The 26,359-nt window shown below is 71.5% G+C and carries 24 protein-coding genes and 1 pseudogene; 6 read left to right on the top strand and 19 right to left on the bottom strand.

Annotation, left to right across the window (positions count from 1 at the left end; translation table 11 throughout):
* Window positions 1-233: 233 nt before the first annotated feature.
* The gene (locus tag NBM05_RS12940) at window positions 234-1,793 is read right to left on the bottom strand and encodes an FMN-binding glutamate synthase family protein (RefSeq protein ID WP_254168206.1); all 1,560 of its coding nucleotides are present in this window, start codon (window positions 1,791-1,793) and stop codon (window positions 234-236) included.
* Between the two features lie 252 nt (window positions 1,794-2,045).
* On the opposite strand from NBM05_RS12940, the gene NBM05_RS12935 reads away from it, so the two are divergent.
* Complete coding sequence (locus NBM05_RS12935; RefSeq protein WP_254168204.1) at window positions 2,046-2,726, top strand: hypothetical protein; 681 nt, start codon at window positions 2,046-2,048, stop codon at window positions 2,724-2,726.
* Between the two features lie 134 nt (window positions 2,727-2,860).
* On the opposite strand, the gene NBM05_RS12930 is transcribed toward NBM05_RS12935, so the two are convergent.
* Window positions 2,861-4,345: a cryptochrome/photolyase family protein gene (locus NBM05_RS12930; protein ID WP_254168202.1), complete on the bottom strand. Its 1,485-nt coding sequence runs from the start codon at window positions 4,343-4,345 to the stop codon at window positions 2,861-2,863.
* Window positions 4,346-4,581: 236 nt separating this feature from the next.
* Here NBM05_RS12930 and NBM05_RS12925 point away from each other — a divergent pair, with 236 nt between their 5' ends.
* Window positions 4,582-5,787: an MFS transporter gene (locus tag NBM05_RS12925; RefSeq protein ID WP_254168200.1), complete on the top strand. Its 1,206-nt coding sequence runs from the start codon at window positions 4,582-4,584 to the stop codon at window positions 5,785-5,787.
* Here the strand turns inward: NBM05_RS12925 and NBM05_RS12920 are convergent.
* The 4 genes from NBM05_RS12920 to NBM05_RS15710 all read right to left on the bottom strand — a co-directional run bounded on the left by NBM05_RS12920 (window position 5,784) and on the right by NBM05_RS15710 (window position 9,583).
* Window positions 5,784-6,287 (bottom strand): DUF3995 domain-containing protein, encoded by a 504-nt coding sequence (locus tag NBM05_RS12920; RefSeq protein WP_254168198.1) that lies wholly within the window; start codon window positions 6,285-6,287, stop codon window positions 5,784-5,786. The two genes, NBM05_RS12925 and NBM05_RS12920, sit on opposite strands and share 4 nt — an antisense overlap.
* Window positions 6,284-7,000 carry a haloacid dehalogenase type II gene (locus NBM05_RS12915; RefSeq protein ID WP_254168196.1) on the bottom strand — a complete coding sequence of 239 codons (717 nt, stop codon included), beginning with the start codon at window positions 6,998-7,000 and terminating at the stop codon, window positions 6,284-6,286. The genes NBM05_RS12920 and NBM05_RS12915 overlap by 4 nt, the downstream gene beginning before the upstream one ends.
* Window positions 7,001-7,089: 89 nt before the next feature.
* A complete protein-coding gene (locus NBM05_RS12910) occupies window positions 7,090-7,995 on the bottom strand; it encodes a YoaK family protein (protein WP_254168194.1) in 906 nt (301 codons plus the stop codon).
* Between the two features lie 97 nt (window positions 7,996-8,092).
* On the bottom strand, window positions 8,093-9,583 hold the full coding sequence (locus NBM05_RS15710) for a YeeE/YedE thiosulfate transporter family protein (RefSeq protein WP_309248167.1): 1,491 nt from the start codon (window positions 9,581-9,583) through the stop codon (window positions 8,093-8,095).
* A gap of 298 nt (window positions 9,584-9,881) precedes the next feature.
* On the opposite strand from NBM05_RS15710, the gene NBM05_RS12895 reads away from it, so the two are divergent.
* The gene (locus tag NBM05_RS12895) at window positions 9,882-10,922 is read left to right on the top strand and encodes an acyltransferase family protein (RefSeq protein WP_254168192.1); all 1,041 of its coding nucleotides are present in this window, start codon (window positions 9,882-9,884) and stop codon (window positions 10,920-10,922) included.
* Between the two features lie 79 nt (window positions 10,923-11,001).
* On the opposite strand, the gene NBM05_RS12890 is transcribed toward NBM05_RS12895, so the two are convergent.
* Window positions 11,002-12,396 carry a purine-cytosine permease family protein gene (locus tag NBM05_RS12890; protein ID WP_254168190.1) on the bottom strand — a complete coding sequence of 465 codons (1,395 nt, stop codon included), beginning with the start codon at window positions 12,394-12,396 and terminating at the stop codon, window positions 11,002-11,004.
* A 627-nt stretch (window positions 12,397-13,023) separates the two neighbouring features.
* Window positions 13,024-14,565 carry an exonuclease domain-containing protein gene (locus NBM05_RS12885; protein WP_254168188.1) on the bottom strand — a complete coding sequence of 514 codons (1,542 nt, stop codon included), beginning with the start codon at window positions 14,563-14,565 and terminating at the stop codon, window positions 13,024-13,026.
* A 187-nt stretch (window positions 14,566-14,752) separates the two neighbouring features.
* On the opposite strand from NBM05_RS12885, the gene NBM05_RS12880 reads away from it, so the two are divergent.
* The gene (locus NBM05_RS12880) at window positions 14,753-15,622 is read left to right on the top strand and encodes an HAD-IIA family hydrolase (protein WP_254168179.1); all 870 of its coding nucleotides are present in this window, start codon (window positions 14,753-14,755) and stop codon (window positions 15,620-15,622) included.
* A 50-nt stretch (window positions 15,623-15,672) separates the two neighbouring features.
* Here NBM05_RS12880 and NBM05_RS12875 read toward each other — a convergent pair whose 3' ends face one another.
* Window positions 15,673-16,029 carry a hypothetical protein gene (locus NBM05_RS12875; protein WP_254168177.1) on the bottom strand — a complete coding sequence of 119 codons (357 nt, stop codon included), beginning with the start codon at window positions 16,027-16,029 and terminating at the stop codon, window positions 15,673-15,675.
* 487 nt (window positions 16,030-16,516) lie between these two features.
* Window positions 16,517-18,037: a heparan-alpha-glucosaminide N-acetyltransferase domain-containing protein gene (locus NBM05_RS12870; protein ID WP_254168175.1), complete on the bottom strand. Its 1,521-nt coding sequence runs from the start codon at window positions 18,035-18,037 to the stop codon at window positions 16,517-16,519.
* A gap of 407 nt (window positions 18,038-18,444) precedes the next feature.
* Here NBM05_RS12870 and NBM05_RS12865 point away from each other — a divergent pair, with 407 nt between their 5' ends.
* A complete protein-coding gene (locus NBM05_RS12865; protein ID WP_254168173.1) occupies window positions 18,445-19,146 on the top strand; it encodes a hypothetical protein in 702 nt (233 codons plus the stop codon).
* Between the two features lie 49 nt (window positions 19,147-19,195).
* Here the strand turns inward: NBM05_RS12865 and dnaB are convergent, their stop codons facing one another.
* The 9 genes from dnaB to NBM05_RS12820 form a co-directional block, all read right to left on the bottom strand.
* The gene (dnaB, locus tag NBM05_RS12860) at window positions 19,196-20,557 is read right to left on the bottom strand and encodes a replicative DNA helicase (RefSeq protein ID WP_254168171.1); all 1,362 of its coding nucleotides are present in this window, start codon (window positions 20,555-20,557) and stop codon (window positions 19,196-19,198) included.
* A 300-nt stretch (window positions 20,558-20,857) separates the two neighbouring features.
* Entirely contained in the window at window positions 20,858-21,232 is a 375-nt protein-coding gene (locus NBM05_RS12855) for a hypothetical protein (protein ID WP_254168169.1), read from the bottom strand.
* Between the two features lie 115 nt (window positions 21,233-21,347).
* Complete coding sequence (rplI, locus tag NBM05_RS12850) at window positions 21,348-21,797, bottom strand: 50S ribosomal protein L9 (protein WP_254168167.1); 450 nt, start codon at window positions 21,795-21,797, stop codon at window positions 21,348-21,350.
* A 21-nt stretch (window positions 21,798-21,818) separates the two neighbouring features.
* On the bottom strand, window positions 21,819-22,055 hold the full coding sequence (gene rpsR / locus NBM05_RS12845) for a 30S ribosomal protein S18 (RefSeq protein WP_129657159.1): 237 nt from the start codon (window positions 22,053-22,055) through the stop codon (window positions 21,819-21,821).
* 87 nt (window positions 22,056-22,142) lie between these two features.
* Entirely contained in the window at window positions 22,143-22,769 is a 627-nt protein-coding gene (locus NBM05_RS12840) for a single-stranded DNA-binding protein (RefSeq protein ID WP_254168164.1), read from the bottom strand.
* Window positions 22,770-22,855: 86 nt separating this feature from the next.
* Entirely contained in the window at window positions 22,856-23,158 is a 303-nt protein-coding gene (gene rpsF, locus NBM05_RS12835) for a 30S ribosomal protein S6 (RefSeq protein WP_254168162.1), read from the bottom strand.
* A 205-nt stretch (window positions 23,159-23,363) separates the two neighbouring features.
* Entirely contained in the window at window positions 23,364-23,732 is a 369-nt protein-coding gene (locus NBM05_RS12830) for a TM2 domain-containing protein (protein ID WP_254168160.1), read from the bottom strand.
* Window positions 23,729-24,994 (bottom strand): hypothetical protein, encoded by a 1,266-nt coding sequence (locus NBM05_RS12825; protein WP_254168158.1) that lies wholly within the window; start codon window positions 24,992-24,994, stop codon window positions 23,729-23,731. Before NBM05_RS12825 ends, NBM05_RS12830 begins: the two co-directional genes overlap by 4 nt.
* 196 nt (window positions 24,995-25,190) lie before the next feature.
* Window positions 25,191-26,108: an ABC-2 transporter permease family protein gene (locus tag NBM05_RS12820; RefSeq protein ID WP_254168156.1), complete on the bottom strand. Its 918-nt coding sequence runs from the start codon at window positions 26,106-26,108 to the stop codon at window positions 25,191-25,193.
* 41 nt (window positions 26,109-26,149) lie between these two features.
* Here NBM05_RS12820 and NBM05_RS12815 point away from each other — a divergent pair.
* Window positions 26,150-26,359 (top strand): annotated as a pseudogene (locus NBM05_RS12815) (hypothetical protein); the annotation flags it as partial.

Here is a 26,359-nt window from a genome sequence, read left to right as displayed (position 1 = left end):
ACGACGGAGCGCGGCCCTCCCGGTGACCGATGGGCTCGCGGGGGCCGGCGGGCTCCCCGCGGCCGACCGGACCCCGGTGACCAGCCGACTCGCGGCGATCGACGGGTTCCCTGCGGCCGGCCGGCTCACGGGGACTGACGGATTCCTGCGGCATATGACCTCCTCGTTCCACCGCATCACACGTCTGCGCCGCACGGCCGGTCCGACGCGCCGGCCACGGCCCGCCCACCGCCTCAGGCGGCTCGCGGGTGCTGGTGCGTGGGCACCTGGAAGCTGTCCGGGTCCGCCCGGTCCCAGTCCCGCAGCCAGTCCCCCGGTGCCGACCCGTCCAGCAGCGAGCCGACCTCGAGCCAGTCGAACAGGTCCTTGTACGAGGCCGAGCTCGTGGAGTCGATGCGGTGCATCACGTGCTCGGGACCGAGGTCGCGGAAGGAGCGCAGACCCATGGAGGCCAGGATGCGCATCGCGGAACGCACGGTGCCCACGTGGTAGTTCCGCACCCGGACGCTCTTGTCCCCGACGTCGACGCCGTGGGCCAGCCACGGGTTCTGCGTCGCGACGCCGGAGGGGCACCGGTTGGTGTTGCAGCGCTGGGCCTGGATGCAGCCGGTGGCCATCATCATGCCGCGCGCGGAGTTGGCGAAGTCGGCCCCCAGCGCCATGCGGCGCACGATGTCCGCCCCGCCCACGACCTTCCCCGAGACCCCGATCGCGATCCGCTCGCGCAGCCCCGCGCCGACCAGCGCGTTGGTCACGGTGATCAGCCCGTCGGTCAGCGGCATCCCGACGGCGTCCTCGTACTCCACCGGCGCGGCGCCGGTGCCGCCCTCCGAGCCGTCGACCGTGATCCAGTCGGGGGCGATCCCCGTCTCCCGCATGGCCTTGCAGAGCGCCAGGACCTCGATCCGGGAGCCGAGACAGAACTTGAGGCCCACGGGCTTGCCCTGCGCGAGCCGCCGGACGCGGGCCACGAAGCCGAGCAGCTCGCGCGGCGTCGAGAACTCGGGATGGGCGGCGGGGCTCACGCAGGTCTCCCCCACCGGGACCTCGCGCGCGTCGGCGATCTCCTGGGTGACCTTCCCGCCGGGCAGCACCCCGCCGATCCCGGGCTTGGCGCCCTGGCTGATCTTGATGAGGATGCCCTTGACCTGGGGCTTGGCGGCCTTCTCGGCGAAGACCTCGTCGTTGAACCGCCCCTCCCGGGTGCGGCAGCCGAAGTACCCGGAGCCGAACTCCCAGATGAGGTCGCCGCCGTGGCGCAGGTGGTACTCGCTGAGACCGCCCTCGCCGGTCTCCTGGGAGAAGCCGCCCAGCGCCGCGCCCCTGTTCATGGCCATGACCGCGTTGGCCGAGAGCGCGCCGAAGCTCATCGAGGAGACGTTGAACAGCGAGACCTCGTAGGGCTGAGTGCAGTCCGGGCCGCCCAGGCGCTGGCGCGGCTCGTCCTGCATCGTCTCGACCGGTGCCATCGTGTGGAGCAGGTAGTCATGGCCCGGCCGCAGGACCTTCCGCTCGGTGCCGAAGGCCTGCTCGCCGTCGAGGCCCTTGGCGCGCTCGTAGATCATGGAGCGGGTGTCCCGGTCGAAGGGGCGGCCGTCGTAGTTGTTCTCCACGAAGTACTGCTGGATCTCCGGCCGGATGAACTCCATGGCGTACCGGGCATGACCCAGGACCGGGAAGGTGCGGAGGATCGTATGCTTCTTCTGGAATCTGTCGCGTGCCGCCAGGCCGAGGAGGCCGGCGGCGCCGGTGATGCCGAGTGAGGCGGCGAGCCGCCCGATGGAAGAGGACATGGCCCCTCCTTCTGTTCCCGAGTGTGGTGAGACCAGCGTAGTGACCGCGGGGCCGTCCGGGCTGGGAATCGCCTGGTGCGCCGCTGGGCGATTCGGGCGGGAACGCGTGGGAACGCCGCATGCCGGACCCGGAGGCGAGAACGCGAGGGAACGCCCGGCCCGAAGGCGAGAGTCAGCGGGGACGCCCCACCCGAACGCAAGAGCCCATGGAAACGCCCGCCCCGAAGACCTCGCGGCGCCTAGGATGGCCTCATGTCACGCTGGAATCGCCTGCGCTTCGCGGGCCACATCGCCGGAGCCGGGACCGCGGGCGGGACGCGGCTGGTGCTCGGCTGCTGGACCCGGACCCCGCACGGGCCGTTCGCCGACGTCATGGTCCAGCACCCCGACGGGCGCCGGACCCTGCTGGCCCCGGATCCGTGGGTCGCCGAGTTCGTCGCGAGCACCTACACCTTCGACGAGGTCCTTCAGGTCCCGGTCGAGGTGCGCCGCGGCGGGACCGGGGCCGGCTCGCAGTGGAGCGTGAGCGCCGGGCCCCTGCGGTGGGATCTCACGGTGGGTCGCCGCAGCGCGCTCGGGTGGGCACTGCGCGCGATCCCCGGGCCGCTCGGCCGCACGCTGACGCTCGCGCGGGTGAGCGACGTCGTCGCCCGGCTCGTCATGCCCGGGGTGCGCACGCTGGGGACCGCGGGCAACGAGCGCACCGAGTGGTACGCGGCGCGGGACCTGCACGGCCTCGCGGCCTCCCGGGCCTCGTGGGACGGCGTCGACCTGGGCGCCCTGACGGACGTGGACCCGCCCGCCGACTTCGGCTTCAGCTCGACGCCGCGGCGCCCCAGCCTCACGGCGCTGACCAGCACCGTGCGGGTCGCGGCCGATCAGGCGGGGGCGTTCCTCGGTAAGGGCCCGCGGGGTCAGCGCCCGGCGGGGTGAGGATCCGGCAGGGTGAGGACCCGGCGGGGTGAGGACCCGGCGGGCGACCCTCGGCGGCCGCGGATGCGTGGCGGCGCGGGGGCCGAGCCCCGGGGTGAGGGGCACCGCGTGACCGGCCCGGGGCGTCCCCGGGATCAGTCCAGCCACGGCTCCGCGCGGCGAAAGTGGCCCTCCCGGACGTCGTCGTCCATCCTCTCCAGCAGGCGGGGGATCATCTTCCCGCGGTGGTTGGACTCGAAGACCTCGCGGTGGTCGCGCACGAAGGTCCAGTAGAGGCCGTCCCAGTCCTCGGCCCACTCGCCCTTCGGCAGGTCGGACATCTTCCGGAGGTAGTTGCTGCCGGAGACGTACGGCTTGGTCGTGACCGCCTCGCCGGCCGCGAACTGGCTCATCGCGTAGACGTTGGGCACCATGACCCAGTCGTAGGCGTCGATGAACATCTCCATGAACCACTCGTAGACCTCGGCGGGGTCGGTCCGCAGCAGGCACATCGCGTTGCCGAGCACCATGAGCCGCTCGATGTGGTGGGCGTAGCCGGTCTCCAGGACGCGGGAGATCACCAGGTCCACCGGGTCGAGGCCGGTGCTGCCGTCCCACCAGCCCGGGGCCAGCGGGCGCGCGTGCTCCAGGTGGTTCGCGGCGCGCATGCGGCGGCCGTAGACGCGGTAGGTCGCGCGCATGTACTCGCGCCACCCGATGACCTGGCGGACGAATCCCTCCAGTGAGGCGAGCGGGGTGCCCTGCCGGTCCGCGGCGTCGAGCACGGTCCGCACGACCTCCCGCGGGCTCAGCAGCCCCACGTTCAGCGCGGCGGTCAGCAGCGAGTGGTTCACGACGCCGTGCTCCCGGGAGATCGCGTCCTCGTAGGGTCCGAAGTCCTCCAGCCGGTGCTCCGCGAAGTCCTCGAGCGCCGCGCGGGCCTCCTCCGAGGTGGTGGGCCACGCGAACCGCCGGGGATCCCCCGGGGCGTCGGGGAAGCGCTCCTCGACCCACTCGATCGCGGCGAGCACGTCCGCGCCCTCCGGCTCGAAGCGCCGCGGCGGGGACGGCACGTAGTCGCGCGGGAGCTTCTTGCGATTCTCCGCGTCGAAGGACCAGCGGCCGCCGGCCGGCTCGCCGTCGGGCTCCATCAGGATCCCGAGCCGGCGGCGCTGCCACGCGTAGAAGTCCTGCATGCGGGCGGGGTGCTCGCCGAACCACTCCTCGATCTCGGGGCGGGTGGTGAGGAAGCCGGGGGACTCGAAGACGTCCTCGCGGGTGAGCTCGCAGCCGCCCGCGGCCAGCGCGGCGACCAGGTCCCGGCCGAGCCAGTCGTCGACGACGTCGAAGCACGTCACCCGCGCGGGGTCCACGTCCCGGACCAGCTCGGTCAGCTGCTCGCCCGAGGGCCGGTCCGGGTCGGAGTCGAGGTGCACGACGTCGTACCCCGCCCCGCGCAGCCGGCGCGCGAACCGGCGCATCGTGGCCCGGTGCAGCACGAGCTTCTGGGCGTGGAAGCGGTACTGGCGGAACAGCAGGTCGTGCTCGACGAGGACGAAGCGCGTGCCCTCGGGCGCGGCGAGGTTCTCCTCGAAGAGCTGGTGGGGCAGCACGAGGTGCAGGTGCGGTCCGGACTCCATGCTGGTCACGTTAGGGCACCGGGGCGGGGGCGTCCACGGGCCGGCGGGCGCCGGCGGCACGCCCTCCGGCCACGGCCCCGGAATACCCGCGGTCGGCCGATGGTTGACACCTGGAGTGCGGGGCGCGCCGACGCCGCAAACTCCTCGCGCGTCGCCCCGGGCGATCGGCCTGCGTCCACCGGGCTGCCGGCCCGCCGACCACACCGCCCGTCCCCTCGTCCGCCGGAGGATTCCGCATGGCAGATCCCGCCTCCAGACCCCTGCGCCCCGCCACGGGACTCTCCCTGGCCGCGATCTCCTACGTGTTCGCCGTGGTCATGATGGGGACGACCATCCCGACGCCGCTGTACCCGCTCTACGAGGAGAAGTTCGGCTTCGGCAGTGCGACCACCACCATTCTCTTCGCAGTATATGCCGGTGGCGTCATCCTCTCGCTCGTCGTGTTCGGCAGGCTCTCCGATGCGCTGGGCCGCCGCCCGCTGCTCCTGGCCGGGGTGGTCTTCTCGCTGCTCTCGGCCGCGCTGTTCACCATCGGCTCGCCCGAGGGACTGCTGTACGTCGGGCGGGTCCTCTCCGGGCTGGCGGCCGGCATCTTCACCTCCACCGGGACCGTGTGCGTCATGGAGAACGCTCCGGAGGGGAAGGGACGGCTGGCCGGCTCGCTGGCCACCGCGTCGAATATCGGCGGCCTGGGGCTGGGCATCCTGATGGCGGGGCTGGTCGGCGCCTGGGCGGCGTCGCCCCTGCTCACCCCGTACGTGGTGCACGCGGTGCTGCTGGTGGTCGCCGGCCTCGCGCTGGTGGCCGTCCGCGAGCGCGTGGTCCCCGACCGCTCGAAGGCGACCGTGCAGCGTCCCCGCGTCCCCGCCGAGTCCCGGGGGCTCTTCCTGGCCTCGGTGATCGGCGCGGTCACCGGGTTCGCGATCTGCGGCGTCTACTCCTCGGTGGGGCCCAACGTCATGGGCTCGGTGCTGGGCATCCACTCGCCGGCGGTGATCGGCGCCGTGGTGTTCCTCGTCTTCGGCTCCTCGGCCGTCGCGCAGATCGCCCTCCGGGGATTGCCGGACCGCACGCTGATCGTGGCGGGCTCCTTCGCGCTCGTCGTCGCGATGGCGCTGCTGGCGACCGCGATCCTCATGGCCTCCCTCACGCTGCTGGTCGCCTCGGCGGTGCTGGGCGGCGTCGGGCAGGGGCTGCTGTTCATGACGGGGATGCGGGCCGTCACCGAGGCCACGCGGCCCGAGAACCGGACCGAGGCGACGACGTCGTACTTCATCGTCGGCTACCTGGCGATCTCCCTGCCGGCGATCGGCACCGGGGAGCTCTCCGAGGCGGTCGGGCTGGTCCCGGCCAGCCTGGTCTTCGCGGCGGTCGTGGCCGCGGCGACGCTGCTGGGCCTGGTCAACGCGCGGAGGTTCGCGCCCCGCGCCTCCGGCTCCTAGGCCCGGCGGCGTCGGACCAGGACCAGGGAGGCGGCCAGGCTGAGCCCCCACAGCAGGAAGAGCGGATCCCACAGGTAGGCGTGGCCGATCATCCCCTCGCGGTCGTACCCCTCGGCGGTCCGCACCACCCCGCCCAGGACCAGGAGGGCCGACGTCGCCCCGAGCCCGCCCCAGACGACCAGGACGGTCGCGCCCAGCCAGCAGATCGCACGCCACGGCCCGCGGGCGAGCAGCCCGTGCCGGGCCAGCAGGACGGGCGCCGCGGCGCAGCCGACCTTGACCAGGCCGACGGGGACGAGCAGCCACCGGTCCTCGCCGAAGGCCTCCAGCATCTGCCGCCCGATCGTGGGCAGCAGCCACGACCCTCCCGCGCCCCAGTAGAGGCTGAAGAGGCCGTGCACGACGCCGGCGGCCAGCTCGACGCCCAGCAGCGCCGCGAGGAGGGCCCCGGCGGGCTCGCCGTGCCGCGTCGGGGCGCCCTCGCCCGCCCCGACCCTCATCCCCCGGCCAAGGCGTCCGCCAGCTCGCGCAGGTCGCCCACCTCCACCCCCGCGGGCGCGAAGACGGCCGGGCGGGGGGCGCCGTCCCGGTTGAGCCAGCACCCGCGCAGCCCGGCGCGCACGGCCCCGTGGACGTCCCACGGGTGGACCGCCACGAGCATCGCGTCCTCCGGCGAGATCCCCCGCTCCTCGAGGGCGCGGGCGTACGAGTCCGGGTGCGGCTTCCAGGCCGACCCCTCCTCCACGCTCAGCAGCGCCTCGAAGGAGTCCAGGACGCCGGCCCGGCCCAGCAGCCCCTCGGCCACCTCGGCCGAGCCGTTGCTCAGCGTGAGCAGCCGGATCCCTCGGGCGCGCAGCGCCTCGACCCCCTCGACGACGTCCGGGTGCACCCCGAGCGAGGTGAAGGCGCGCAGGAGCTCCTCGGCCCCGGCGGCGGCTCCCTCCTCGTCGCGCCCGGCGGCCGCGAGACGCAGCCGCAGCGCGTCGGAGGCGACGTCGGCGAAGGCGGGGTTCTCCCCGGCGAGGTTCAGGGCGAAGGCGTCGCGCAGCACCCCGGAGAACCAGGGCGCGACGTCGCGCGGGTCGAGCCCGGCGGCGGCGAAGGAGCCCTCCAGCGGGCTCAGGTCGGACAGCGTCTCGTTGACGTCGAAGACGATGGCGGCCGGGGGCGCGGACGCCCCGCGCCCCGTCGGGTCGCTCTGCGAATCTGCCATGGTGGCCGCCTTCCTGGTACGGGCTCGCGTGAGACCGAACCTACCCGACGCCGGGCCGGCTCGTCACCGGTCGCCGTCCAGCCGGTTCGTCACCGGTCACCGCCGGGCCCGCTCGTCGCCGGCCCCGACGACGAGTCGTCGCGTCCCGCGCCACCGGCCCGTCCCGGACCGGCCCCGGCTCCGGCTCCAGCTCCGGCCGAGGACACCACGGGCAGCCGCCCGCTCGCCTCCCCGCCGGCCGCCGAGCGCTTCTTGACCTTCCCCACGAGGTCCCGCACCGAGGGCGGCAGGGCGGCGAGCAGGATCAGCACCGCGCCGACCAGCAGGGTCTTGAATCCCAGCAGCCAGTAGGCGGAGCCGCCGATCATCCCGCCGACGAGGAACAGGCCGATGAGGGTCGAGAGGACCGTGAGCTTCTCCCGGTCCGCCCTGACGCGGCAGGCGCCCGGCTTGCGGCTGAAGTACAGGAGGCGGCCCAGCTCCACGCCGAGGTCGGTGATCATGCCCGTGACGTGCGTGGTCCGCACGGGGAAGTCGCGGATCTTGGTGATCAGCGCGTTCTGCAGCCCCATGGTGAAGCACAGCGGGATCACCAGGAGCCGCTCGTAGTGCTGCTGGTCCGCGGTGCCGGCCAGCAGGCCGATGAAGAGCATCAGGAAGCCCTCGATGACCAGCACGTTCGCGTACCGGCTGGCGAGACGGTGGCGGCTGCCCCAGGTGAACAGCACCGTGGAGCTCACCGCCCCGAGGACGAAGGAGCAGATGGCGAGGACGCCGGCCACGATGAGCCCGACGTCGAACGCCAGGGTGTTGGCCGCGAGATCGGCGAACATGCCGGTCATGTGAGAGGTGTACATCCCGACGGCGACGAAGCCGACGGCGTTCAGCGCCCCCGCGATGAGCACGAGGAGGTAGGCGAGGTGCCGGTCGAACAGCGGCGTTCGACGCGGGCCGGACAACAGGTGGGCGTATCGGTAAACCCTGGTCAACAGCATGCGACTAAACTATTCGACCCACTCGTTTCATGGGGTCATTCGTAATGCACATCACGTTACGAGCGTGTGAACTCTGGGGACCGAGCCGCCGCCCGGCTCACCCCTTGCGCAGGGTGATCTGCCAGCTGGCCTCGCCCTTCTCGCGGAAGTCGAGGACCTCGTGGCCGTCCTCGGCGGCCCAGTGCGGGATCGCCTCGGTGGCCTGGGTGCAGTCGAAGTCGATGACCAGGCGCTCCCCGGGCTCCAGCGTCGTCATCACGTCCTTGGCCTCGATCAGCGGGAAGGGGCACACGGCGCCGAGCGAGTCGAGCGCGTAGCTTCCCCCTCCCAGGTCCCGGAGCTTGGCGGAGGGCGCGCCCGCGGTCCGCACGGCCACGCCGGCGGGCGCGGCGGCGAACCCGCCGAAGCCCCCCGCGGAGCCGGCCCCGACGCCACCCCCGGAGCCGCCACCGACTCCGTCCGGGACGCTGGCGCCGCCGACCCCGGCGGCAACCGATCCGCCGACCCCGAGGGCGTCCACCTCGCTGCCCGAGCCCGCCTCGGTCGAGTACGTCTCGGCGGGCCCCGACGCGGCGGAGGACGACGCCGGCGCCGGCTTGAGCCACAGCTTGGCCCCCGCACCGACGCCCAGCGCGATGAACAGCAGCGCGACCCACCCCTGGACGCTGAACAGGCTGGTCTGGACCATGCCGTTGCCGACCGTGCAGCCGCCCGCGAGCGCGGCCCCCACGCCCATCATCACGCCGCCGACGACGGCCCGGGAGGCCGCCTTGGCGTCGGGCACGCGCACCCGGAACTCGCCGGTGGCCTTGGCGGCGATGAACGCGCCCGCGAACAGGCCGAGCACGAGCATGACGCCCCAGTCGATGGTGGAGACCTCGCCGGTGGTCACGAAGCTCGCGATGTTCCCGCTCGGCGTCGTGATCCCGAGCCCGCTGTTGCGCCCGGTCGCGGCGGACAGCGGCCAGGCGGCGACGCCGATCAGCCCGATCAGGACCGCCGCGGCGTAGAAGTGCAGCGGCCGCTTCCAGGCCGGGCGCCCGTCGAGCCGGGCAGGCCGCGGCAGGCGCGCCTCGCGGCGCAGGAAGCGGCGGGCCATGACCCCGGTGAACACGGCGAAGGCGAGGACGAACACCCACGGCGAGACGCCCAGCAGGGCCGGAATGGTGGTCAGGTCGGTCTCCCACCCGGTCATCCAGGCGGAGAAGCCGCTGAGCGCACCGGTGTTCATCGCCGCGGCGGACAGGGCGTACATGATCAGCGCGATCCAGGACCCCACGAGCCCCTCGGCCGAGCGGTACCACGTCCCGGAGGCGCACCCCCCGGCCAGGATGATGCCCAGCCCGAAGACGAACCCGCCCACGACGACGGCGACCGGCGCAAAGGTCGGCGCGCTAGGCGCGATCACGCCCGCGCTGGTCAGCGCGGCGAGCCCGACGGCATGCACGGCGATGACGATGAACAGGGCGACGGTCGTGCGCCAGGAGCGCTGCAGGAAGATGTCCCGCAGCATGCCGGTGACGCAGAAGCGCCCGCGCTGCATGACGATGCCCAGCAGGGCGCCGATGATCAGGCCGGTCACGATCATGGGGAGGGTCTGCCTATCTCCAGGGGGCGTTGCGGTACCGGATCAAGCTACTGCGGACGGGAGGGGGAGTCGACGATTCCGTAACCCCGCGTATTAAATCCCCCTCCCGGAATATCGGGCATCGTCCGGACGTTCGGGGGGCCCCGGGCGGGGCGCTCCGCCTCCTCGACGGCGAAGCACCCTCGATGCGGGGGCACCCTCGACGCCGGAGCCCCTTCGGCATCGGAGCGCTCGTACGTCCAGCGAAGGCAGAGATTCCACCCAGGGCATTAAGAAGGGCCCGCGCTACGGTCCTCGAATGCTCACTCGCGACCATCGACTCGACCGCGCCAAGGGGGTCCTCATCTCCCTCGTGGTCCTCGGCCACCTGCTGGAGGCCGCCTCCTTCTGGGACTCGGACGCCCTGCGCCTGCTCCAGACCGCGATCTACTCGTTCCACATGCCCGCCTTCGTGTTCCTGGCCGGCATCACGGCCAAGTCAGACCGGCTGACCCGCCGGGTGCTGGTCTTCCTCGTGCTGCTGGGCACCGCGCTCCCCCTGTACTACGGGTGGACGACCGTGCTGGGCCTCGACCCGACGATCGACGCCCTGACGCCGTACTGGCTCACGTGGTTCCTCCTGGCGATGGCGTGGTGGACGCTGAGCGTGCCGCTGATCGAGCGCTTCCCCCGCGCGCTGCTGGCCGCCTCGGTCGCGGGCGGCCTGCTCGGCGGGATCGTTCCCCTCATCGGCGACGACCTCGCGGCGGCCAGGACCCTGGCCTTCTGGCCCTTCTTCGTGGTCGGGAAGCTCTACGGCGCGCGGATCCTGGCGTGGGCCGGGAGCCTCCGGCCCGCCGCCACGCTGGGCCTCGTGGCGGCCGCCGCGGCGCCCGTCCTGGCGTTCTACGTCCAGGACGTGAGCAACCTGTGGTTCTACGGAAGCAAGAGCTTCGACTGGCTCGGCGTCGCCGCGGTGCAGGGCTCGACGATGCGCCTCGCCGTGGACGCGAGCGCCGCCCTGAGCACGGTCGCCCTGCTCGCGTGCATCCCCCGCCGCGACGGCTACCTCGCGACGGTGGGGCGCCACTCGCTGGCCGTGTACCTGCTGCACGGCTTCATGGTGAAGCTGCTCAGCGTCCCCCTCGCGGAGGGCCTGGACCGCACCTCGCCCCTCCTCATGGCCCTGGCCTGCGTCGCGCTGGCCGCGGCGATCACGTGGCTCCTCGCGCTGACGCCGTTCAACTCAGCGATCCGCGCCTACGGCAACGCGGTGACGGCCCTGGTCACGACGCCGTTCACCGGCCGCCGCCCGGGCGCCTCCTCCCCCGGCCGTCGGCTCGAGCCCGCGAGCCGCTGAGCCCCGCCCCGTCCCCGACCGCCGCGTCGAAGCGGCACGGCGCCCCCGTCAACCGCGGCGGGGCGGGGCGGCGGCCGCGTCAGCCTCGGCGGGACGGGGCAGCGGCCCGCGCCTCTCCCGCCAGGTGGCCGGCGTCGAACCCCGCGCCGGCGGCCCGACGCCGCCAGGAGAGGGCGAGGTACAGCAGGAACGTGATCGCGAAGGCCGGGATCGTGGCGCCCACCGGGCTCGGCCACACGTACGTCAGCCCGTAGGACGACGCCGCGCCGAGCGCCCACACGCCCACGGCCGTCCAGTTGACGCCGCCGCGGAACCAGTAGGCGCCGCCGCGCTCCCGGAGGATGTCCGGCCCGTAGCCGCGCCGGCTGACGACGTAGTAGTCCACGATCATGATCGCGAAGACCGGGACGAAGAACGCCCCGATCGTGGTCAGGAAGTCGGTGAACTGGTCCAGCAGGGCGAGCCAGGTCGAGCCCGCCACGGAGATCCCGCCCAGGACCAGGGCGGTCGGCAGGAACCGCAGCTGCCACCGGGGCTGGGCGTTGACCACCGAGGTCACCATCCCGTAGACCACCATCGTGTTGGTGGCCATGACGGACAGGAGGATCACGGCGGCCAGCGGGGCCCCGAACTCCGCGACGATCACGGTCGGGTCGAACGCCACGGCCGTCCCGCCGGAGAGGATCACGTACCCGATCGCCGTCGCGCCCAGGACCATCGAGAGCACCGTGGAGGCCACGTACCCGGCGCCCGCGCCGAGCACCCCGGCGCGCGAGGACCGGGCCAGCCGGTTGAAGTCGGCCGAGAGCACGGTCCAGGAGACGGCCGTCGCGATCACGATGTCCAGCACCGTGAAGGGCGTGTACCCCAGCGAGGGGTCGGCCTCGATTGCGGCGAACTCCCGGGGGCCGAAGGCGCTGAAGGCCGTGAAGAGCACGTACCCGATGACCACGAGGATCACGACGGCCAGCCACGGCTCGACCCGCGAGATCCCCTCGTGCCCCAGGATCGCCAGGCCCACGACGACGGCCTGGCACAGCACGCTGAACAGCACCGGGCTGGAGAACCCGGTCAGCGACTCCACGAGGTAGTCGACGGTGACCCCGGCCAGCATCGCCTGCACCCAGCTCCACCCCATGAGCACCACGAGGTTCGCGGCCACCGGCACCAGCGACCCCCGCATCCCGAACGCCCCGCGGGTGATGGCCATGGTCGGCAGGCCGGTGCGCGTCCCGATGTCCCCGATCAGCGTGAGCACGACGACGCCCAGCAGCGTCCCCAGGACGATCAGCCAGACCGCGGTCGGGAACCGGACACCGGGGATGAAGAGGGTCCCGGTCAGCAGCGTCGTGACGACGAAGTTGGCGGCCAGCCAGATCATGCCGATCCGCGGGAGGCTCAGGGTGCCGCGGACGGCGCCGAGACCCTCGGCGTCGTGCTGCAGGTGGGCGTCGAGGCGCCGGTAGAGGTTCATGGACGTCCGTTCGTGCGTGCGAGAGGGGGCGGAATCGCGACGCCGGGTGGCGGGAGCACGAAGCCAGGTGGCGAGAGTGCAACGCCGCGCGGCGGGAGCGCAACGCCGCGCGGCGGGAGCGCGATGCCGAGTGGCGGGAGCATGGTGCCGGGTGGCCGGAGCGCTACGCCGCGAACGGCCCCGGACGGGTGCCGCACGAGGCATCGATCCGCCCGGCCGACCGACCGACCGGCCGGGCACGATTCCCATCGGTAAACTTTCGTTTACTCTAGGTGATCCGCATCACGGAAACAACAGGGCGACGCCGTTCCGCCCGCGCCGCGGGAAGCCACAGTCATGCCCGCAGCTAGCGATTTTCGGAGCCATCCTTCCGAAGACCTCGGCCCCCGCGGCAGGCAGACCGGCCGGATCCCCGGAACGATAGCTCCGAATTTCCCCAGCTCGGAGCACCCCATACCTCTCCGCTCGGGCTGAGGCCATTCACCACCCCGAACGCCCTCCGGCCGGCCCGGCATCGCGATGAGGCCCCGGGACGGCCCATCCCCGCCCCGCCCGCGGGCACCATGTGCCAACCACCGGCCACCGGCCACCGGCCATGCTTACCGACCCAGCGTCACCCCCGGCCCATCAGCCGTTCTCCGCGCCCATGGCCCGCCGCTCCCGACGCCGACGCCGCCGGTCCCGGCCCCAGACGAGGTACTCCCCCAGCCAGATGAGGCCGGCCGGCACCAGGAGCATCACGAGCGAGACGCCGAGGACGCCGATCATGATGGCGGGGGCCGGCGGATCCTGGACCAGCCCCACGACGAGGGCGATCAGGTAGAGCACCGTGACCAGTGAGGAGAGGACCAGGAGCACCCAGCCCAGGATCTTGCGCAGGACGCGCTGGGCCCCGCCGCCGCGGTCGGCGTGAGGCGCGGGAGCCGGCGTCGACGCCGGGGTGCCCCCGTGGACCGGCCGGGACGAGATGCCGTCACGGGACGGTGAGGGAGCCTCGGACGGAGCGTCGGGGCGGTCGGTGACAGGTCGGTGGTCGACGGCGGGTCGGTGGTCGATAGCAGGGCCGGGCGAGGGAGCCGCGGCCGTCGGCGCCTCCTCACGCGGCATCTCCCCCGCGACCGATGCCTCGCCGGACGGGGACGCGTCGAGCGCCGGTGCCTCCTCGGGCGGGCGCTCCTCCTGGACGGGCGCCTCGTCACCCGGGCTCACCGCCGGCGCGGCCGCCTCCCCGGCGTCGTCGGGCGCCCACTCGAGATGCTCCTCGAAGTCGGAGCGACCGATGAAACGGATCGGCTTGCCCCGACCCTGGTACTCGTGCGCCTTCCGCTCCTTGCCGCCGCCCGCCGAGGGGTCGTAGTCCCCCGCCAGCTCGAGCCGGTCGGCCACCACCAGCAGCGTCGTCTTCAGGGTCACGCCCTTCTGCGGCGTCCCGCCCCCGGCGGCGATCGCCTCGAAGACCTCCCAGCGGGTCATGCCGGGGACCTCCCCGGTGATGACCACGCGATGGCCGAAGAGGGGGTGCCCCGGGTGGGCGTCGGCGGCCGGCTGGGGCAGTTCCGAGGCCTTGGCCTTAGAGGCGCGGTCGAACCACCGCGCCTGCGCCCCGCCCGCGGAGCTCCCCGCCGGCCACAGCGCGTCGACGTCCCCCGCACCCGCCAGCTCGGCGATGCGGATCGCCACCAGCGCGCAGGTCTGGGCGTCCGCCGCGGCGTCGTGGTGCATGAAGCGGGGCAGCCCGAGGTGCTGGGCGACCGTCGGCAGCTTGTGGTTGGGCGAGTCGAGGTACTCGCGGGAGATCTTGAGCGTGTCCTCCCAGCGGCAGGCGGGGATCTCGACGTCGCTCATCCGGCAGGCGGCCTCGAGGACGCCGCGGTCGAAGGCGGCGTTGTGGGCCACGTACGGCAGCCCGCCCCGCAGGCGCTCCAGCCGCCGCGCCGACTCGAGCCACTGGATCCCGGACCTCAGCACGTCCTTGGGCTTGATGCCGTGGATGCCGACGTTCCGGGGATCGAAGGCGGCGACCCCCGTGGGCGGCACCACCAGCCACGAGTCCACCTCGACCACGCGCCCGCCCAGGACCTTGGCGACGCCCACCTGGCACACCGAGGCCGGGTCGGCGTTGGCGGTCTCGAAATCGATGGCCACGAAGTCCAGGCCTGGCGGCGTCATGGGCAGCTCTCCTTCAGTGCGGTGATCACCCTCCATTCTCGACGATCCCGGGCCGCGACGCGCCCGCCGACGCCGCTGGCGGACGTGATCCTGTCAACGTTGCGGCATCCGGGGCGCGCCCGGCCACTAGACTTCACCCCAAGGGCAGGCCCCCGCCGCGCCGAACTCGACACTGGAGGCGGATTCGATGGATCGCAGTCACATCACCAGCTGGCTCACCGACATGGACGGCGTGCTCGTCCAGGAGAACAAGGCGCTGCCCGGGGCGGCCGAGCTGCTGCAGCAGTGGCGCCGCGAGGACGCGCCCTACCTGGTCCTGACCAACAACTCGATCTTCACCGCGCGCGACCTCTCGGCCCGCCTGCGCGCCTCCGGCCTGATCGTCCCGGAGGAGCGGATCTGGACCTCGGCCCTGGCCACCGCCGACTTCCTGGCCAAGCAGATGCCGGGCGGCTCGGTCTTCGTGATCGGCGAGGCCGGCATGACCACCGCGCTCCACGAGGCCGGGTTCATCATGACCGAGACGGACCCCGACTACGTCGTGATCGGCGAGACCCGCAACTACTCCTTCGAGGCGATCACCAAGGCCATCCGCCTGATCAACACGGGCTCGCGCTTCATCGCGACCAACCCGGACGCCACGGGCCCCAGCGCCGACGGCGTCCTGCCCGCCACCGGCGCGATCAGCGCGCTCATCACCAAGGCCACCGGGCGGATCCCGTACGTGGTGGGGAAGCCGAACCCCATGATGTTCCGCTCGGCCCTGAACCGGATCGGCGCCCACTCGGAGACGACGGCGATGATCGGCGACCGCATGGACACCGACGTCGTCGCCGGCATCGAGGCGGGACTGCACACGATCCTGACGCTGACCGGCATCTCCGACGAGGCGGCGATCCAGCGCTACCCGTTCCGGCCCACCGAGGTCATCTCGGGGGTCGGCGAGCTGGTGCACCCGCGGGACGGCGAGGCGCGCGACGCCGGAGGGGACGCGGCGAGCCCCCCGGCCGCCCCCGGCGCCGACTCGGACTCCGACGCCGCCGGGAGCGGCGAATAGGGATGCGAGCCGCCGCGTACCGACCCGAACCCGTTGCGATCCGGCAGCGTTCAGTCGGGCATCATGTTCCGGTTGCTGCCGAAGAGCGTGGCCCAGCACGTCCCTGAGCGCTCCGACATAGCCCAGTGGATCATCCCGTCGGTCACGTCGACGTGGTCCATCCGGTCGTAGGATATCCCCCTACCCGGGGGTCCTTCCTCGTCGATGAGCTCCGAGGGAAGGGACATCCACCGCCCATCGAAAAGACGGCGCAGACCTTCTCCCACGTACATCTGGTATTCCTCGAACGTTTCGGCGGGCATTTCATCAATGCCGGAGAAACGCCTGACCAGACACTTCTCTACCTCTCTCAGGGAATTTTCCGACCAGAACGCCTCGGGATCGATTCCCGGTATCTCCTCGAGCACGGCCCGGGAGTCGATGAAGTCTGAGCTTCGGCGAACCCACGTGGCGCTCTCACCATTCATCGTCGAACGACCAACCATACCCGCCCCTGTTTGATGCACTTGAGCTGGGGCAGGTTCGGAACCCCGCGTTCCCACGCGATACGAAGCGCTTCACAACCGAGCGGTTCCCCCAACCTGACTCGCAATAACAGCTTCAACATATGCGAAGGGAAGGTGTTTCATCAATCCAACTTAAGAATCACAGCGGTTGATGAGGAATGACACTGCGAGATAGCTACTTAGGTCCCAGCCCTCGAGGATCGCCCCGGACACCAAACAGCCCCGCTCGGAGCTGTGGGCTCCGGCGGGGCTGTTCGGGTTCTCAATCACTCGCACCTTTGAGGTAGTTCCTACTGTAGGGATCGACCCTGCGAGAGAACTGTCACCGACCCAGCGGGATGCTCGAGATTGCCTGGGGATTTCCTGGGTTCGGTGCGCGGGGCCGCGCTCACCTGCGCCGCGGGCTGCGGTGCGCGCCGCCGTGGTGGCCGCCGCGGTGGCCGCCGCGGGCAGGGCCATCGTCCCGCGCCGGGTCGGCGTCGCCCTGCGTCGGAGCGCCGTCGGGCGCCGCGTTCCACGGGGCCGGCGCGGAAGGGCCGCCGGGATCCCGGCCGTCGCCTCTGCGGACGTCTTCAGCGGCCGGCCGGTACGGCGCGTCCCCGGTGGCATCACCGCGACCCGCATGGGCGGAATCGCCGCGGGCCCCTCCGGCGTCGCCCGGGGACCCGCCGTGCGCGTCCACCAGGCCCGCGCGGCGTCGGGAGCGTCCCATGACGAGCCGGCGGACTCCCTTGACCACCGTGGTGATCCCCCGCTCCAGCGGCCCCTGTCCCATCCACTTCTGCCACGCGAGGGCGAACAGGATGGCCACCGCGATCTGGATGATGAACCAGAGGTGGGGCTGGTCGTAGTGGATCTCGAGCGACAGCGCGAGGAGGTGCGCCGAGTACAGGGTGAGCGTCATCGTGCCCATCGCGCTCAGCGGCTTGAGCCACTCCGCGATCCTGTTCCCGATCAGCAGGAAGAGACCGAGGGCCGCGAGCGCGAGGCCCAGGCTCGAGGCGATGGCGAACGGCGTGTTGGTGTGCGGTGTCCAGATCGCCAGCCACCACCACGAGTTGGTGGGCAGCTGACCCGGCCCGAAGATCAGCGCGTCGTGGAGCTCCCGCCGCCCGAAGTCGCTGGTGAGGTAGAGCTGGTCGTACCCGCCGAGGCCGTAGAGCAGGATGTGGGAGGCGCCCCGCGCGATGATCGTGATGCCCACACCCACCACCAGGATGCGGACCTGGTTGGCCGTGCTGCGGAGGTTCAGCCGCCCCAGCCCGAGCCCCACGAGGACGTACACCAGGTACGCCAGCGCGGGGTAGGTGCCGGTGAGCAGCAGCTGGAAGAACGTGGCCGCGGGGGCCTGGACGACGTCGGAGAACGTCGGGTTGTACACGGTCCAGGCGGGCACCTCGTCGATGAGGCTCTGCATCAGGAAGGGCGAAACCACGCAGAACACCCCGGCCGAGACGAACAGCCCCACCGGCCGCATGCGCAGGAACGGGATGGCCAGCAGGAAGAACATGCCGTAGTAGACCAGGATGCTGTATGCGGGCGGGTCGTCCGGGATCGCGGCGCTGATGGTGAGCCCGATGAGCGTGATCAGCACCGCGCGCACCAATAGCCCGACGCCGTCGGCGAGCATCCGGCGCCCCTCGTGCGGGCGCCGCCCACCGGACATCAGAGCCAGCCCGACGCCGGCCAGCAGGGCGAACAGCGCCGCCGCGTTGCCGGAGAACAGCAGCCACGTCAGCGTGGGCTTGCCGGTCTGGATGTTCCAGGACGGCAGGATGTGGATGGCCACCATCCCGATCAGGGCCAGGCCGCGGGCGGCGTCGATGCCCACCAGCCGGCTCTTGGCCGTGGTGGGGAGCGGGCCGGTGTTCCTCGCCGCTTCTGCCTCCGTCGATGGTCTATCGCTCATCGCGCTTCTTCTCCGTCGGTGTCTGGACCCGGGGGTCTGTGGGTGTCTGGACCCGGAGGCCTGGGATGGGGCTGCCGTGACGGGCCGTCGCGTCCTCTTCGACGGGCGCCCCGTCCGCCGGGAACCGCAAAGGCCCCGCCCCGCTGTGAACTCTCCTGCCATTCAGTCAGACGCGGGTGAGACTTAAGTATGGAAAACCTATGTTTTTCCTTTGTACGCCTCTCCGCGGCGTTCGTCTGCCCCTTTGCGCCATGAATTCCTCTCCGACCAGGAGAGATCTGGTGATCGACGGCGCCCGGCCGGAGGACGACGTCGTCCCGACGGTTCCGTCCGTCATGTTTGGGCGGCGCCGGGACCGCCGCTACTGTGACTCATATCATATTATTTCGCGCGAAAGAGGCGGTGCCATGCGGCTCCCAGCACGACCCCTCCTGGCCTCCTGCGGCCTGCTGATGCTGACCCTCGCGGGCTGCTCGGGCGGGGACCAGCCCGCCGAGCAGCCGGGCGGCTCACCCTCGGGCACGGCATCGGCGACCTCGACGCCGTCGGCCTCCCCCTCCGCGTCGGCGTCGGCCACCGCGTCGGCGTCGGCCACCGCGTCGGCCTCGGCGAGCCCCACCGGAGAACCGACCGAGGGCTTCGAGGAATCCCCCGAGAGCCCCGAGGACTCCACCGAGGCACCCGGGGAGGACATGGACGAGGCACCGGACGCCCCGGAGAGCGACACCGAGGAGCCCGGCGAGGACTCCGCCGGGGGCTACGACGCCGCGGAGGTCACGAACGGCTCCTACGGACCGGGGGCCGAGGCGGACGAGAACGGCTACGTCGGCCCCTCCGACGCGTACTACGGCTACGAGGGCTACGTGGAGCCCGGCTTCGAGTACCAGGTGGGCTCGGAGTGCTTCGACGCCGCGCTCGGCCGGTGCAAAACCAGCGGGGAGATCCAGGCGGAGGGCCTGGGCGAGGGGGTCGACGCCCCACCCCAGCCGGCCGCGACGGAGACCGGCTCGCCGGTCGACTGGGAGTCGATGGGCTTCGGCTGCTTCGAGGACGAGAACGGCGGCACCTACTGCGCCGACCCCCCGCCGCCCGAGGACCTGGGCGAGTAGGTGCGCCCGGGCGACGGCGCGGCTCTGCTCGGCGGACCCCCGCCCCGCCCTAGAACCCGCCGCCCCCGCCGTCGTTCGCCATGTTGGCGAACCGCGAGTAGTGGCCCTGGAAGGCCACGGTGATGGTCTTGGTGGGACCGTTGCGGTGCTTGGCCACGATCACGTCGGCCTCGCCCGCGCGCGGTGACTCCTTGTCGTAGATGTCCTCGCGGTGCAGCAGGATGACCATGTCGGCGTCCTGCTCGATCGAACCGGACTCGCGCAGGTCCGAGACCATCGGCTTCTTGTCCGTGCGCTGCTCGGAGCCTCGGTTCAGCTGCGAGAGCGCGATCACCGGCACCTCAAGCTCCTTGGCCAGCAGCTTCAGCGATCGCGAGAACTCCGAGACCTCCTGCTGGCGCGACTCCACGCGCTTGCCCGAGGACATCAGCTGCAGGTAGTCCAGCACCACGAGCCGCAGGTTGTTCTTCTGCTTGAGCCGCCGGCACTTCGCGCGGATCTCCATCATGGACATGTTGGGCGAGTCGTCGATGAACAGCGGCGACTTGTCCATCCGCCCCATGACCTCGGCGATCTTGGACCACTGGCTGTCCTCGAGGGAGCCGCGGCGCAGGTCGGAGAGGTTCAGCGAGGCCTCGGCGGAGAGCAGGCGCATCGCGATCTCGTTGCGGGACATCTCGAGCGAGAAGATGACGCTGGCCATGTTGTGGTGGATCGACGCCGAGCGCGCGATGTCCAGCGCCAGCGTCGACTTACCGACCGCGGGACGCGCCGCGACGACGATCATCTGGCCGCCCATGAGCCCGTGCGTCAGCTCGTCGAGCTCGTAGAACCCGGTGGGCACGCCCTGCATGCCGTCGGTCTTGTCGCCGTTGGCCTCGATCTCCTCGACCGTCTCGCCGATGACCTCCTTGAGGACCACGTAGTCCTCGGAGGTGCGCCGCTCGGCCACCTGGTAGACCTCGGCCTGGGCCTCGTTGACGACGTCGTCGACCTCGCCGTCCTGCGAGTAGCCCAGCTGCACGATCTTGGTCCCGGCCTCGACGAGCCGGCGCAGCACGGCCCGCTCGCGGACGATCTCCGCGTAGAAGCCCGCGTTGGCCGCCGTCGGCACCGAGGAGATCAGCGAGTGCAGGTACGCCGCGCCGCCGATCCGGCCGAGCTCCCCGCGTTTGGTCAGCTCGTCGGCCACGGTGATCGCGTCCGCGGGCTCGCCCTTGCCGTAGAGGTCCACGATGGCCTCGTAGATGTTCTCGTGCGCGGGCTTGTAGAAGTCGACGCCCCGGAGGACCTCGACGACGTCGGCGATCGCGTCCTTGGACAGCATCATCCCGCCGAGCACCGACTGCTCCGCGACGTTGTCCTGGGGCGGGGTGCGCCCGCGATCACGTTCCTGAACGACCTCAGACACGGCTCGAACTCCTCAGGCCGGCCCCGACGGGAAGCCCGCCGATCGCCGCACCGCTCATCTTGTGGATAACTTGTGCAACACGCCCCCACCGGTTGTGCACACAGTGGGGATTAACTTGTGGAAAACTTCCCCAAGTCTTCCTAAAACCCTTGCTGATCAGGAGAAACTGTGATCCACAACGGTGCACAACCTCTCCGGACCGACCGTGGGGCCATCCCCAAGATCTCCGTCCAATCTATCCCACCCCGCAAGGACGGGGGAGCGAGCCCGACGCCGCCCGCCCACGGAAGGGACCGGGCCTCAGGTCAGCGCCGAAACCGCGACCCCGAGGATGACCATCGGGTTGGTGGCCACCGAGACGACCAGCAGCAGCAGGTTCACGATCTTGCGGCGCCGGTACTTGAACAGCCCGAACAGCGCGAGCAGGCTCGCGAGCGATGAGGCGATGACCGCGACGACCATGCACACGAGGAAGAAGGCCAGGACCGCCTGGTTGCTCCCGGCGTTCCCGCCGAAGAACCCCAGGACCAGCAGCACCACCGAGGCCGCCCAGAGCCCCAGGGCGAGCACCAGCAGGCGCGTGCTGGGCAGCCAGGGGGCGCGGCGGCGTCGTCGGGTCTCGGGCTCCTCGTCCCACTCGGGCTCCCAGGCGTGGGCGTGGCGATTCTGCGGCATGGTCACCATCCTGTCACGGCTTCCTCAAGACCCCATGAGAACGGCGCCCGGCCTCCCGCCGCGAAGGCGGGGAGCCGGGCGCCGCTCACAAGGCGTCCCGAGGGAGTCGCGTCGCTTACGCGGCGACGACGTCCAGCTCGACGGTGGCCACGACGTCCTCGTGCAGGCGGACGGAGACCGAGTAACGGCCGGTCCGCTTGATGTTGGACCCGATGGTCACGGCGCGCTTGTCGATGCTGCCGAGGCCGGCGGACTCGATCGCCTCGGCGATCACGGCGGGCTTGACGGTGCCGAACAGGCGACCCTCAGCACCGGCGTTGACCGGGACGACGACGACGGCGTTGGCGAGCTGCTCGGACTGCGCCAGGGCCTGCTCGAGGTTGGACTGCGCACGGGCCGCACGGGCGTTGCGGATCGACTCGATCTGACGCTCGCCACCCTTGCTCCACACGGTCGCGAAACCGCGGGGCAGGAGGTAGTTGCGGGCGTAGCCGTTCTTGACCTCGACCACGTCGCCAGCGGTGCCGAGACCGTTGACTTCCTGAGTCAGAATGATCTTTGCCATGTTCTTCTACTCTCCTTCTCTTTAGCGGCCAGCGCCGGAGTAGGGCAGCAGGGCGACCTCGCGGGCGTTCTTGATCGCCTGGGCGATCTTGCGCTGTTCCTGAACGGTCACGCCGGTGACGCGACGCGCACGGATCTTGCCGCGGTCGGAGATGAACTTGCGCAGGAGAGCGACGTCCTTGTAGTCGATCTCGGTGACTTCAGCAGCCTTGAGGGGGTTCTGCTTTGGTTTGGGCTTACGGATGTCAGCCTTAGCCATCGTGGTGCTCCTTACATGGATATGGAGCCCGCGGCTTGGACACCGCGGGATGGGTGAATGGGTGTGGAGTGCGAGAGCACGCCCGGTTTAGAACGGCGGCTCGTCGTCCTGGCCGGCGCTCCAGTCGTAGTTGCCACCGGAGTTCTGACCCCAGGGATCCGCCGCGGGAGCCTGCTGGCCGCCGCCGCGGGAGGGGTTGCCCCCCTGCTGGCCCTGGTTGAAGCCGTTGCCGCCGTAACCATTGCCGCCGCCCTGGTTTCCACCAAAGCCGCCCTGGTTGCCGCCGGGGTTGCCGCCGCCGAAGCCGCCCTGACCGCCCTGGCCGCCGCCGAAGTTGTTCCCTCCGGAGCGCTGGTTGCGGTTGACGCTGGCGGTGGCGAAGCGGAGCGAGGGGCCGATCTCGTCGACGTCCAGCTCCATCGAGGTGCGCTTCTCGCCCTCCTTGGTCTCATACGACCGGGCCTTGAGCCGTCCCTGAGCGATCACGCGCTGCCCCTTGGTGAGGGACTCCGCGACGTTCTCCGCGGCCTCGCGCCAGATCGAGCAGCGGAGGAACAGGGCTTCCTGGTCCTTCCACTCGCCGGACTGGCGATCGTAGACGCGGGGGGTCGAGGCGATCGTGAAGTTCGCAACCGCGGCACCCGAGGGGGTGAAGCGCAGTTCAGGGTCGGCGGTGATGTTGCCGACCACCGTGATGATGGTTTCTCCGGCCATCGTGACCTCCTTCAGTCGTATGGGTGGTGTCTCCAGTCAAGCACCGGGGACGACGTCGTGCGCCTCCCCGGGGCGATCTGTGGAAACTAGGAGGAGATCTTCTGCTCTTCCGGGCGGATGATCTTGGTGCGCATGATGGACTCGTTCAGGCCCAGCACGCGGTCCAGCTCCTTGGCGACGTCCGGCTCCGAGGTGAAGTTGACGACGACGTAGATGCCCTCGGTCTTCTTCTGGATCTCGTAGGCCAGGCGGCGACGGCCCCAGATGTCGATGTTCTCCACGGTGCCGTTACCCTTGCGGACGACGTCGAGGAACTTGTTGAGGGTCGGCTCGACGGCGCGGTCTTCAACCTCGGGGTTGATGATGGCCATGAGTTCGTATTCACGCATGTTTGAACCCACCTCCTTTGGTCTCTGGCGGCTACGGCATTTCCGTAGCAGGAGGTTCGCATGTGCGTTCGTGCGGTCTTCGGCGGTGGGCCGAGACGGCACAGACTCTCCCCAGGGTACAGCACCGGACGGACAGCGCACAGGCAGGTGGGACGCAGCTCACGACGTCGCCCGCGCACCGGCCCGGCGGGCCCCGGCAGGCCCGTCAGTACGCCCGCCGGGCCATCCGGGCGTTGAGGGTCCCGACCCGCAGCGGGATCGCGACGATGTCGATCAGCAGCAGCAGCGCCAGGACCCCGAAGAAGAGGTACCCGATGAAGATCGCACTCAGCAGCCACCCCAGCCCGTGCAGGATGAGGTAGAAGACGAACTGGATCGGCTGCGCCAGGTACAGCTTGTGGACCCCGAAGATCCCGAGGAAGAGCCACAGGAGGTAGGCGATCAGCATCGACTTGGGGCGGATGTAGACGGGCCGCGCATAGGCCGAGTCGGCCGGGCCGGCCGCACCGGGCCCGCCCCGGCGCGCGCCGTCGAAGTATCGCGGGGTGTAGTGCTCTGGTTCCTCGTGGCTCATGGCTCGTCTCCGCTGCGGTCCATCAGGGGCGCCTGCGATTCCTCGGAGTCCGGCAGCCCCACCGTGATCTGGGCTGTTCTCCCGTCCGAGACTACCCGCGCCCGGATCGGGAAGGTCAGGGTTTCACTACGGGCCTGACCGTCGACCTCGTACCGGAGCTCGACCCGGCCCTGCGCGTGCCTGCTGGCCTCCCAGGTCCGCCCCGTGGGGTCCCCCGCGGAGTCCTGCAGCAGGGCGAGCGCCGGGCGCTCCGGCGCGCCCCACTGCACGTTCTCGATCTCGTCCCGCTCCACGTCTCCGCGGGCGAGGGCGCGGCTGGAGGGGCACCCCGAGGGGTCCGGCAGCGCGGAGGCCGCGCACGCCGCGAGCCACTCCTCGATCTCCCCGTCTGTCTCGGACCACATCCGCGGGGAGGGGCGCAGGGGGAGGTCGACGCGGTGCGCGGCGTCGTCGAGCATCCCCACCTCGGTGGGCGGGGGTGCCGCCCGCAGCGAGTAGTACGGCAGCCCCTCGGTGCCGTAGGCGTACTGGCCGGGCAGGGCGGGGATGCGCCAGCGGACGGCGGCCTCGCGGGGCCCCTGCGGCTGCAGCCCCTCGGCGGCGGGGACCTCGCCGAGCGCGGCCTCGAGCGCACCGTGGGGGTAGCCAGGCTCGGGCTCGTGCCGCATCACCCCGTACCCGCTCTCGCCCACGCCCGTCTCGCCGTGGCGCAGGTTGGCCACGACGCCGTTGACCCCCACCCCGGGAACCATCACGGTGGAGGAGACCTCGAGCATGCCGTACCGGGGGCCGTCCACCTCCCAGGAGTCGTTGAACGGGCCCGGCCGATCCACGAGCCGGACCGGGAGGGTCACGGCGTCCGTCCCGCCGGAGGTCTTGATCAACGCGGTGATGTTCCGGTGCTCCTTCTGGCCGGCGCCGTCCATCCCGACCAGGGTGAACGCCTCGACCCGCCCGGCGCCGGCCGCGTAGGCGGCGTCGGAGAGGTAGCTCGTGGCGGGAATGCCGTACGCGTCCCGCCCGATCCCGGTGAGGTAGCGGCCGTCCCGCAGCTCGGCCAGGTACTTCTCCACGGCCTGCTCGGGGGTGTGGTTCACCAGGAAGGTGTTCCCGACGGCGGCCAGCACGCCCGCGATCAGCACGAGCGCGAAGGCGGTCCACGCCAGGCGGCGCCGCACCGACCTGACCTCCCGGCGGGAGAGCAGCCCCAGCCGCACCCGGCGCGCCGCCTCCCGCGGGGACCTCAGGATCGGGGGTGTCACGGCCGGACCTCCTGGGACCTCGATGGGGCGGGCCGCCGCGGGGACGACGTCGGCCGGATCCGCCGGCCTCGGAGCGCCGGACGGGGGCGCCGCCGGGTGATCGACGGCCGTCCGACCCGGCACGCGCGGGCCGGACGGATGCGCCGGAGGGCCTCCCCCAGCGGGGAGGCCCTCCGGCGGGCGGGACGGGACGCGGTTACTTCGGGTCCCGCGCGGTGAAGCTGAAGAGGCCCGCGATCAGCGGGACCCCGCACCACACGGCGTACCAGAGGCCCGCCTCGACGTAGTCGGGGGCGTTGCCGTCCGAGGTCATCTGCGTGGCGTCCGCGGGCTCCACCGGGTTCGCCAGGATCCCGGCCAGGGACTGCGGCAGGTACTGCATGAAGTCCTGGGACCACTCCCAGGGCAGCAGGATGAAGATGATGGGCAGGACGAAGAGGAGCACCACCAGGACCACGATGGCCCCGGCGTTGTTCCTCAGCAGGGCCCCGAGCCCCATCCCCATCCACGCGGTCAGGACGAAGATGACGACGACGCCGAGCACGTTGTACCAGACGTCCTCGCGCCACAGGCTGAACGTGAGGTCCTCGCGGGCGAGGATCGGCTGCGCCACGAGCCACGCCCCGACGATGGAGACGACGGCGATGGCGGCGGAGTACACGGCGATGACGATCGCCTTGGCGACATATACCGCGGTGCGCTTGGGTGCGGCGGTGAAGGTCGAGGTGATCGAGCGGGTGCCGAACTCCGAGGCGACGATCACCACGGCCAGGGCCCCCAGGATGAGGTAGGCCAGGGTGACGCCCGCGGCCGGGGCCTGCAGCGCCAGCTCCATCGGGTCCGGCAGGGCCGCCTGGCCGTTGAACTGGGGATTCTCCTCGATGTTCTGGCGGGTGGACTCGTTGATCCCGACCTGCGCCGTCGAGACGTAGGCGAGGAGCGCGCCCAGGCCGATCATCGCCACGACCGTCACGATCACCAGCACCCAGCTGGAGACCAGGGTGCGGAACTTCAGGAACTCCGAGCGCAGGACGCCGAAGAAGGTCAGCCGGTGGGCCGGGCGGCCGGCGGTGGGGGCGCCCGCGGGGGCGGGGCTCGCTGTCTGAGTGCTCATTCCTACTTCTCCTCCTGGTTCCAGGGGGTGTGCTGCGACGAGTGGGCGGGGGAGTAGTCGGCGTCGCCCGTGGCCGCCGAGGCCGCGGGAGTGCTCCCGGTGCCGGCTGGCGCGTCGAGCGGGGCGTCCTGCCGCAGATCCCGGAGCTGCGCACCGCCTTCGTGGTGGCGAGCCAGTACAACCTGGTGACCGCGGCGTGGCTGCGGGAGCTGGACGACGTCGTGCGCTTCGAGGCCGCGCTGGAGAGCGCC

Origin of the sequence: Rothia santali, from assembly GCF_024199905.1 — a bacterium.
GTDB classification, from domain to species: Bacteria; Actinomycetota; Actinomycetes; order Actinomycetales; family Micrococcaceae; genus Rothia; species Rothia santali.
The sequence above is the reverse complement of the archived record's forward strand: the minus strand, read 5'-3'. Positions and strand labels throughout refer to the sequence as shown.

Excerpts from the sequence above, each read along its gene's own strand:
- NBM05_RS12940 (WP_254168206.1), bottom strand. The coding sequence starts at position 1,793 with ATGTCCTCTTCCATCGGGCGGCTCGCCGCCTCACTCGGCATCACCGGC.
- NBM05_RS12935 (WP_254168204.1), top strand. The coding sequence starts at position 2,046 with ATGTCACGCTGGAATCGCCTGCGCTTCGCGGGCCACATCGCCGGAGCC.
- NBM05_RS12930 (WP_254168202.1), bottom strand. The coding sequence starts at position 4,345 with ATGGAGTCCGGACCGCACCTGCACCTCGTGCTGCCCCACCAGCTCTTC.
- NBM05_RS12925 (WP_254168200.1), top strand. The coding sequence starts at position 4,582 with ATGGCAGATCCCGCCTCCAGACCCCTGCGCCCCGCCACGGGACTCTCC.
- NBM05_RS12920 (WP_254168198.1), bottom strand. The coding sequence starts at position 6,287 with ATGAGGGTCGGGGCGGGCGAGGGCGCCCCGACGCGGCACGGCGAGCCC.
- NBM05_RS12915 (WP_254168196.1), bottom strand. The coding sequence starts at position 7,000 with ATGGCAGATTCGCAGAGCGACCCGACGGGGCGCGGGGCGTCCGCGCCC.
- NBM05_RS12910 (WP_254168194.1), bottom strand. The coding sequence starts at position 7,995 with ATGCTGTTGACCAGGGTTTACCGATACGCCCACCTGTTGTCCGGCCCG.
- NBM05_RS15710 (WP_309248167.1), bottom strand. The coding sequence starts at position 9,583 with ATGATCGTGACCGGCCTGATCATCGGCGCCCTGCTGGGCATCGTCATG.
- NBM05_RS12895 (WP_254168192.1), top strand. The coding sequence starts at position 9,882 with ATGCTCACTCGCGACCATCGACTCGACCGCGCCAAGGGGGTCCTCATC.
- NBM05_RS12890 (WP_254168190.1), bottom strand. The coding sequence starts at position 12,396 with ATGAACCTCTACCGGCGCCTCGACGCCCACCTGCAGCACGACGCCGAG.
- NBM05_RS12885 (WP_254168188.1), bottom strand. The coding sequence starts at position 14,565 with ATGACGCCGCCAGGCCTGGACTTCGTGGCCATCGATTTCGAGACCGCC.
- NBM05_RS12880 (WP_254168179.1), top strand. The coding sequence starts at position 14,753 with ATGGATCGCAGTCACATCACCAGCTGGCTCACCGACATGGACGGCGTG.
- NBM05_RS12870 (WP_254168175.1), bottom strand. The coding sequence starts at position 18,037 with ATGAGCGATAGACCATCGACGGAGGCAGAAGCGGCGAGGAACACCGGC.
- NBM05_RS12865 (WP_254168173.1), top strand. The coding sequence starts at position 18,445 with ATGCGGCTCCCAGCACGACCCCTCCTGGCCTCCTGCGGCCTGCTGATG.
- NBM05_RS12855 (WP_254168169.1), bottom strand. The coding sequence starts at position 21,232 with ATGCCGCAGAATCGCCACGCCCACGCCTGGGAGCCCGAGTGGGACGAG.
- rplI (WP_254168167.1), bottom strand. The coding sequence starts at position 21,797 with ATGGCAAAGATCATTCTGACTCAGGAAGTCAACGGTCTCGGCACCGCT.
- rpsR (WP_129657159.1), bottom strand. The coding sequence starts at position 22,055 with ATGGCTAAGGCTGACATCCGTAAGCCCAAACCAAAGCAGAACCCCCTC.
- NBM05_RS12840 (WP_254168164.1), bottom strand. The coding sequence starts at position 22,769 with ATGGCCGGAGAAACCATCATCACGGTGGTCGGCAACATCACCGCCGAC.
- rpsF (WP_254168162.1), bottom strand. The coding sequence starts at position 23,158 with ATGCGTGAATACGAACTCATGGCCATCATCAACCCCGAGGTTGAAGAC.
- NBM05_RS12830 (WP_254168160.1), bottom strand. The coding sequence starts at position 23,732 with ATGAGCCACGAGGAACCAGAGCACTACACCCCGCGATACTTCGACGGC.
- NBM05_RS12820 (WP_254168156.1), bottom strand. The coding sequence starts at position 26,108 with ATGAGCACTCAGACAGCGAGCCCCGCCCCCGCGGGCGCCCCCACCGCC.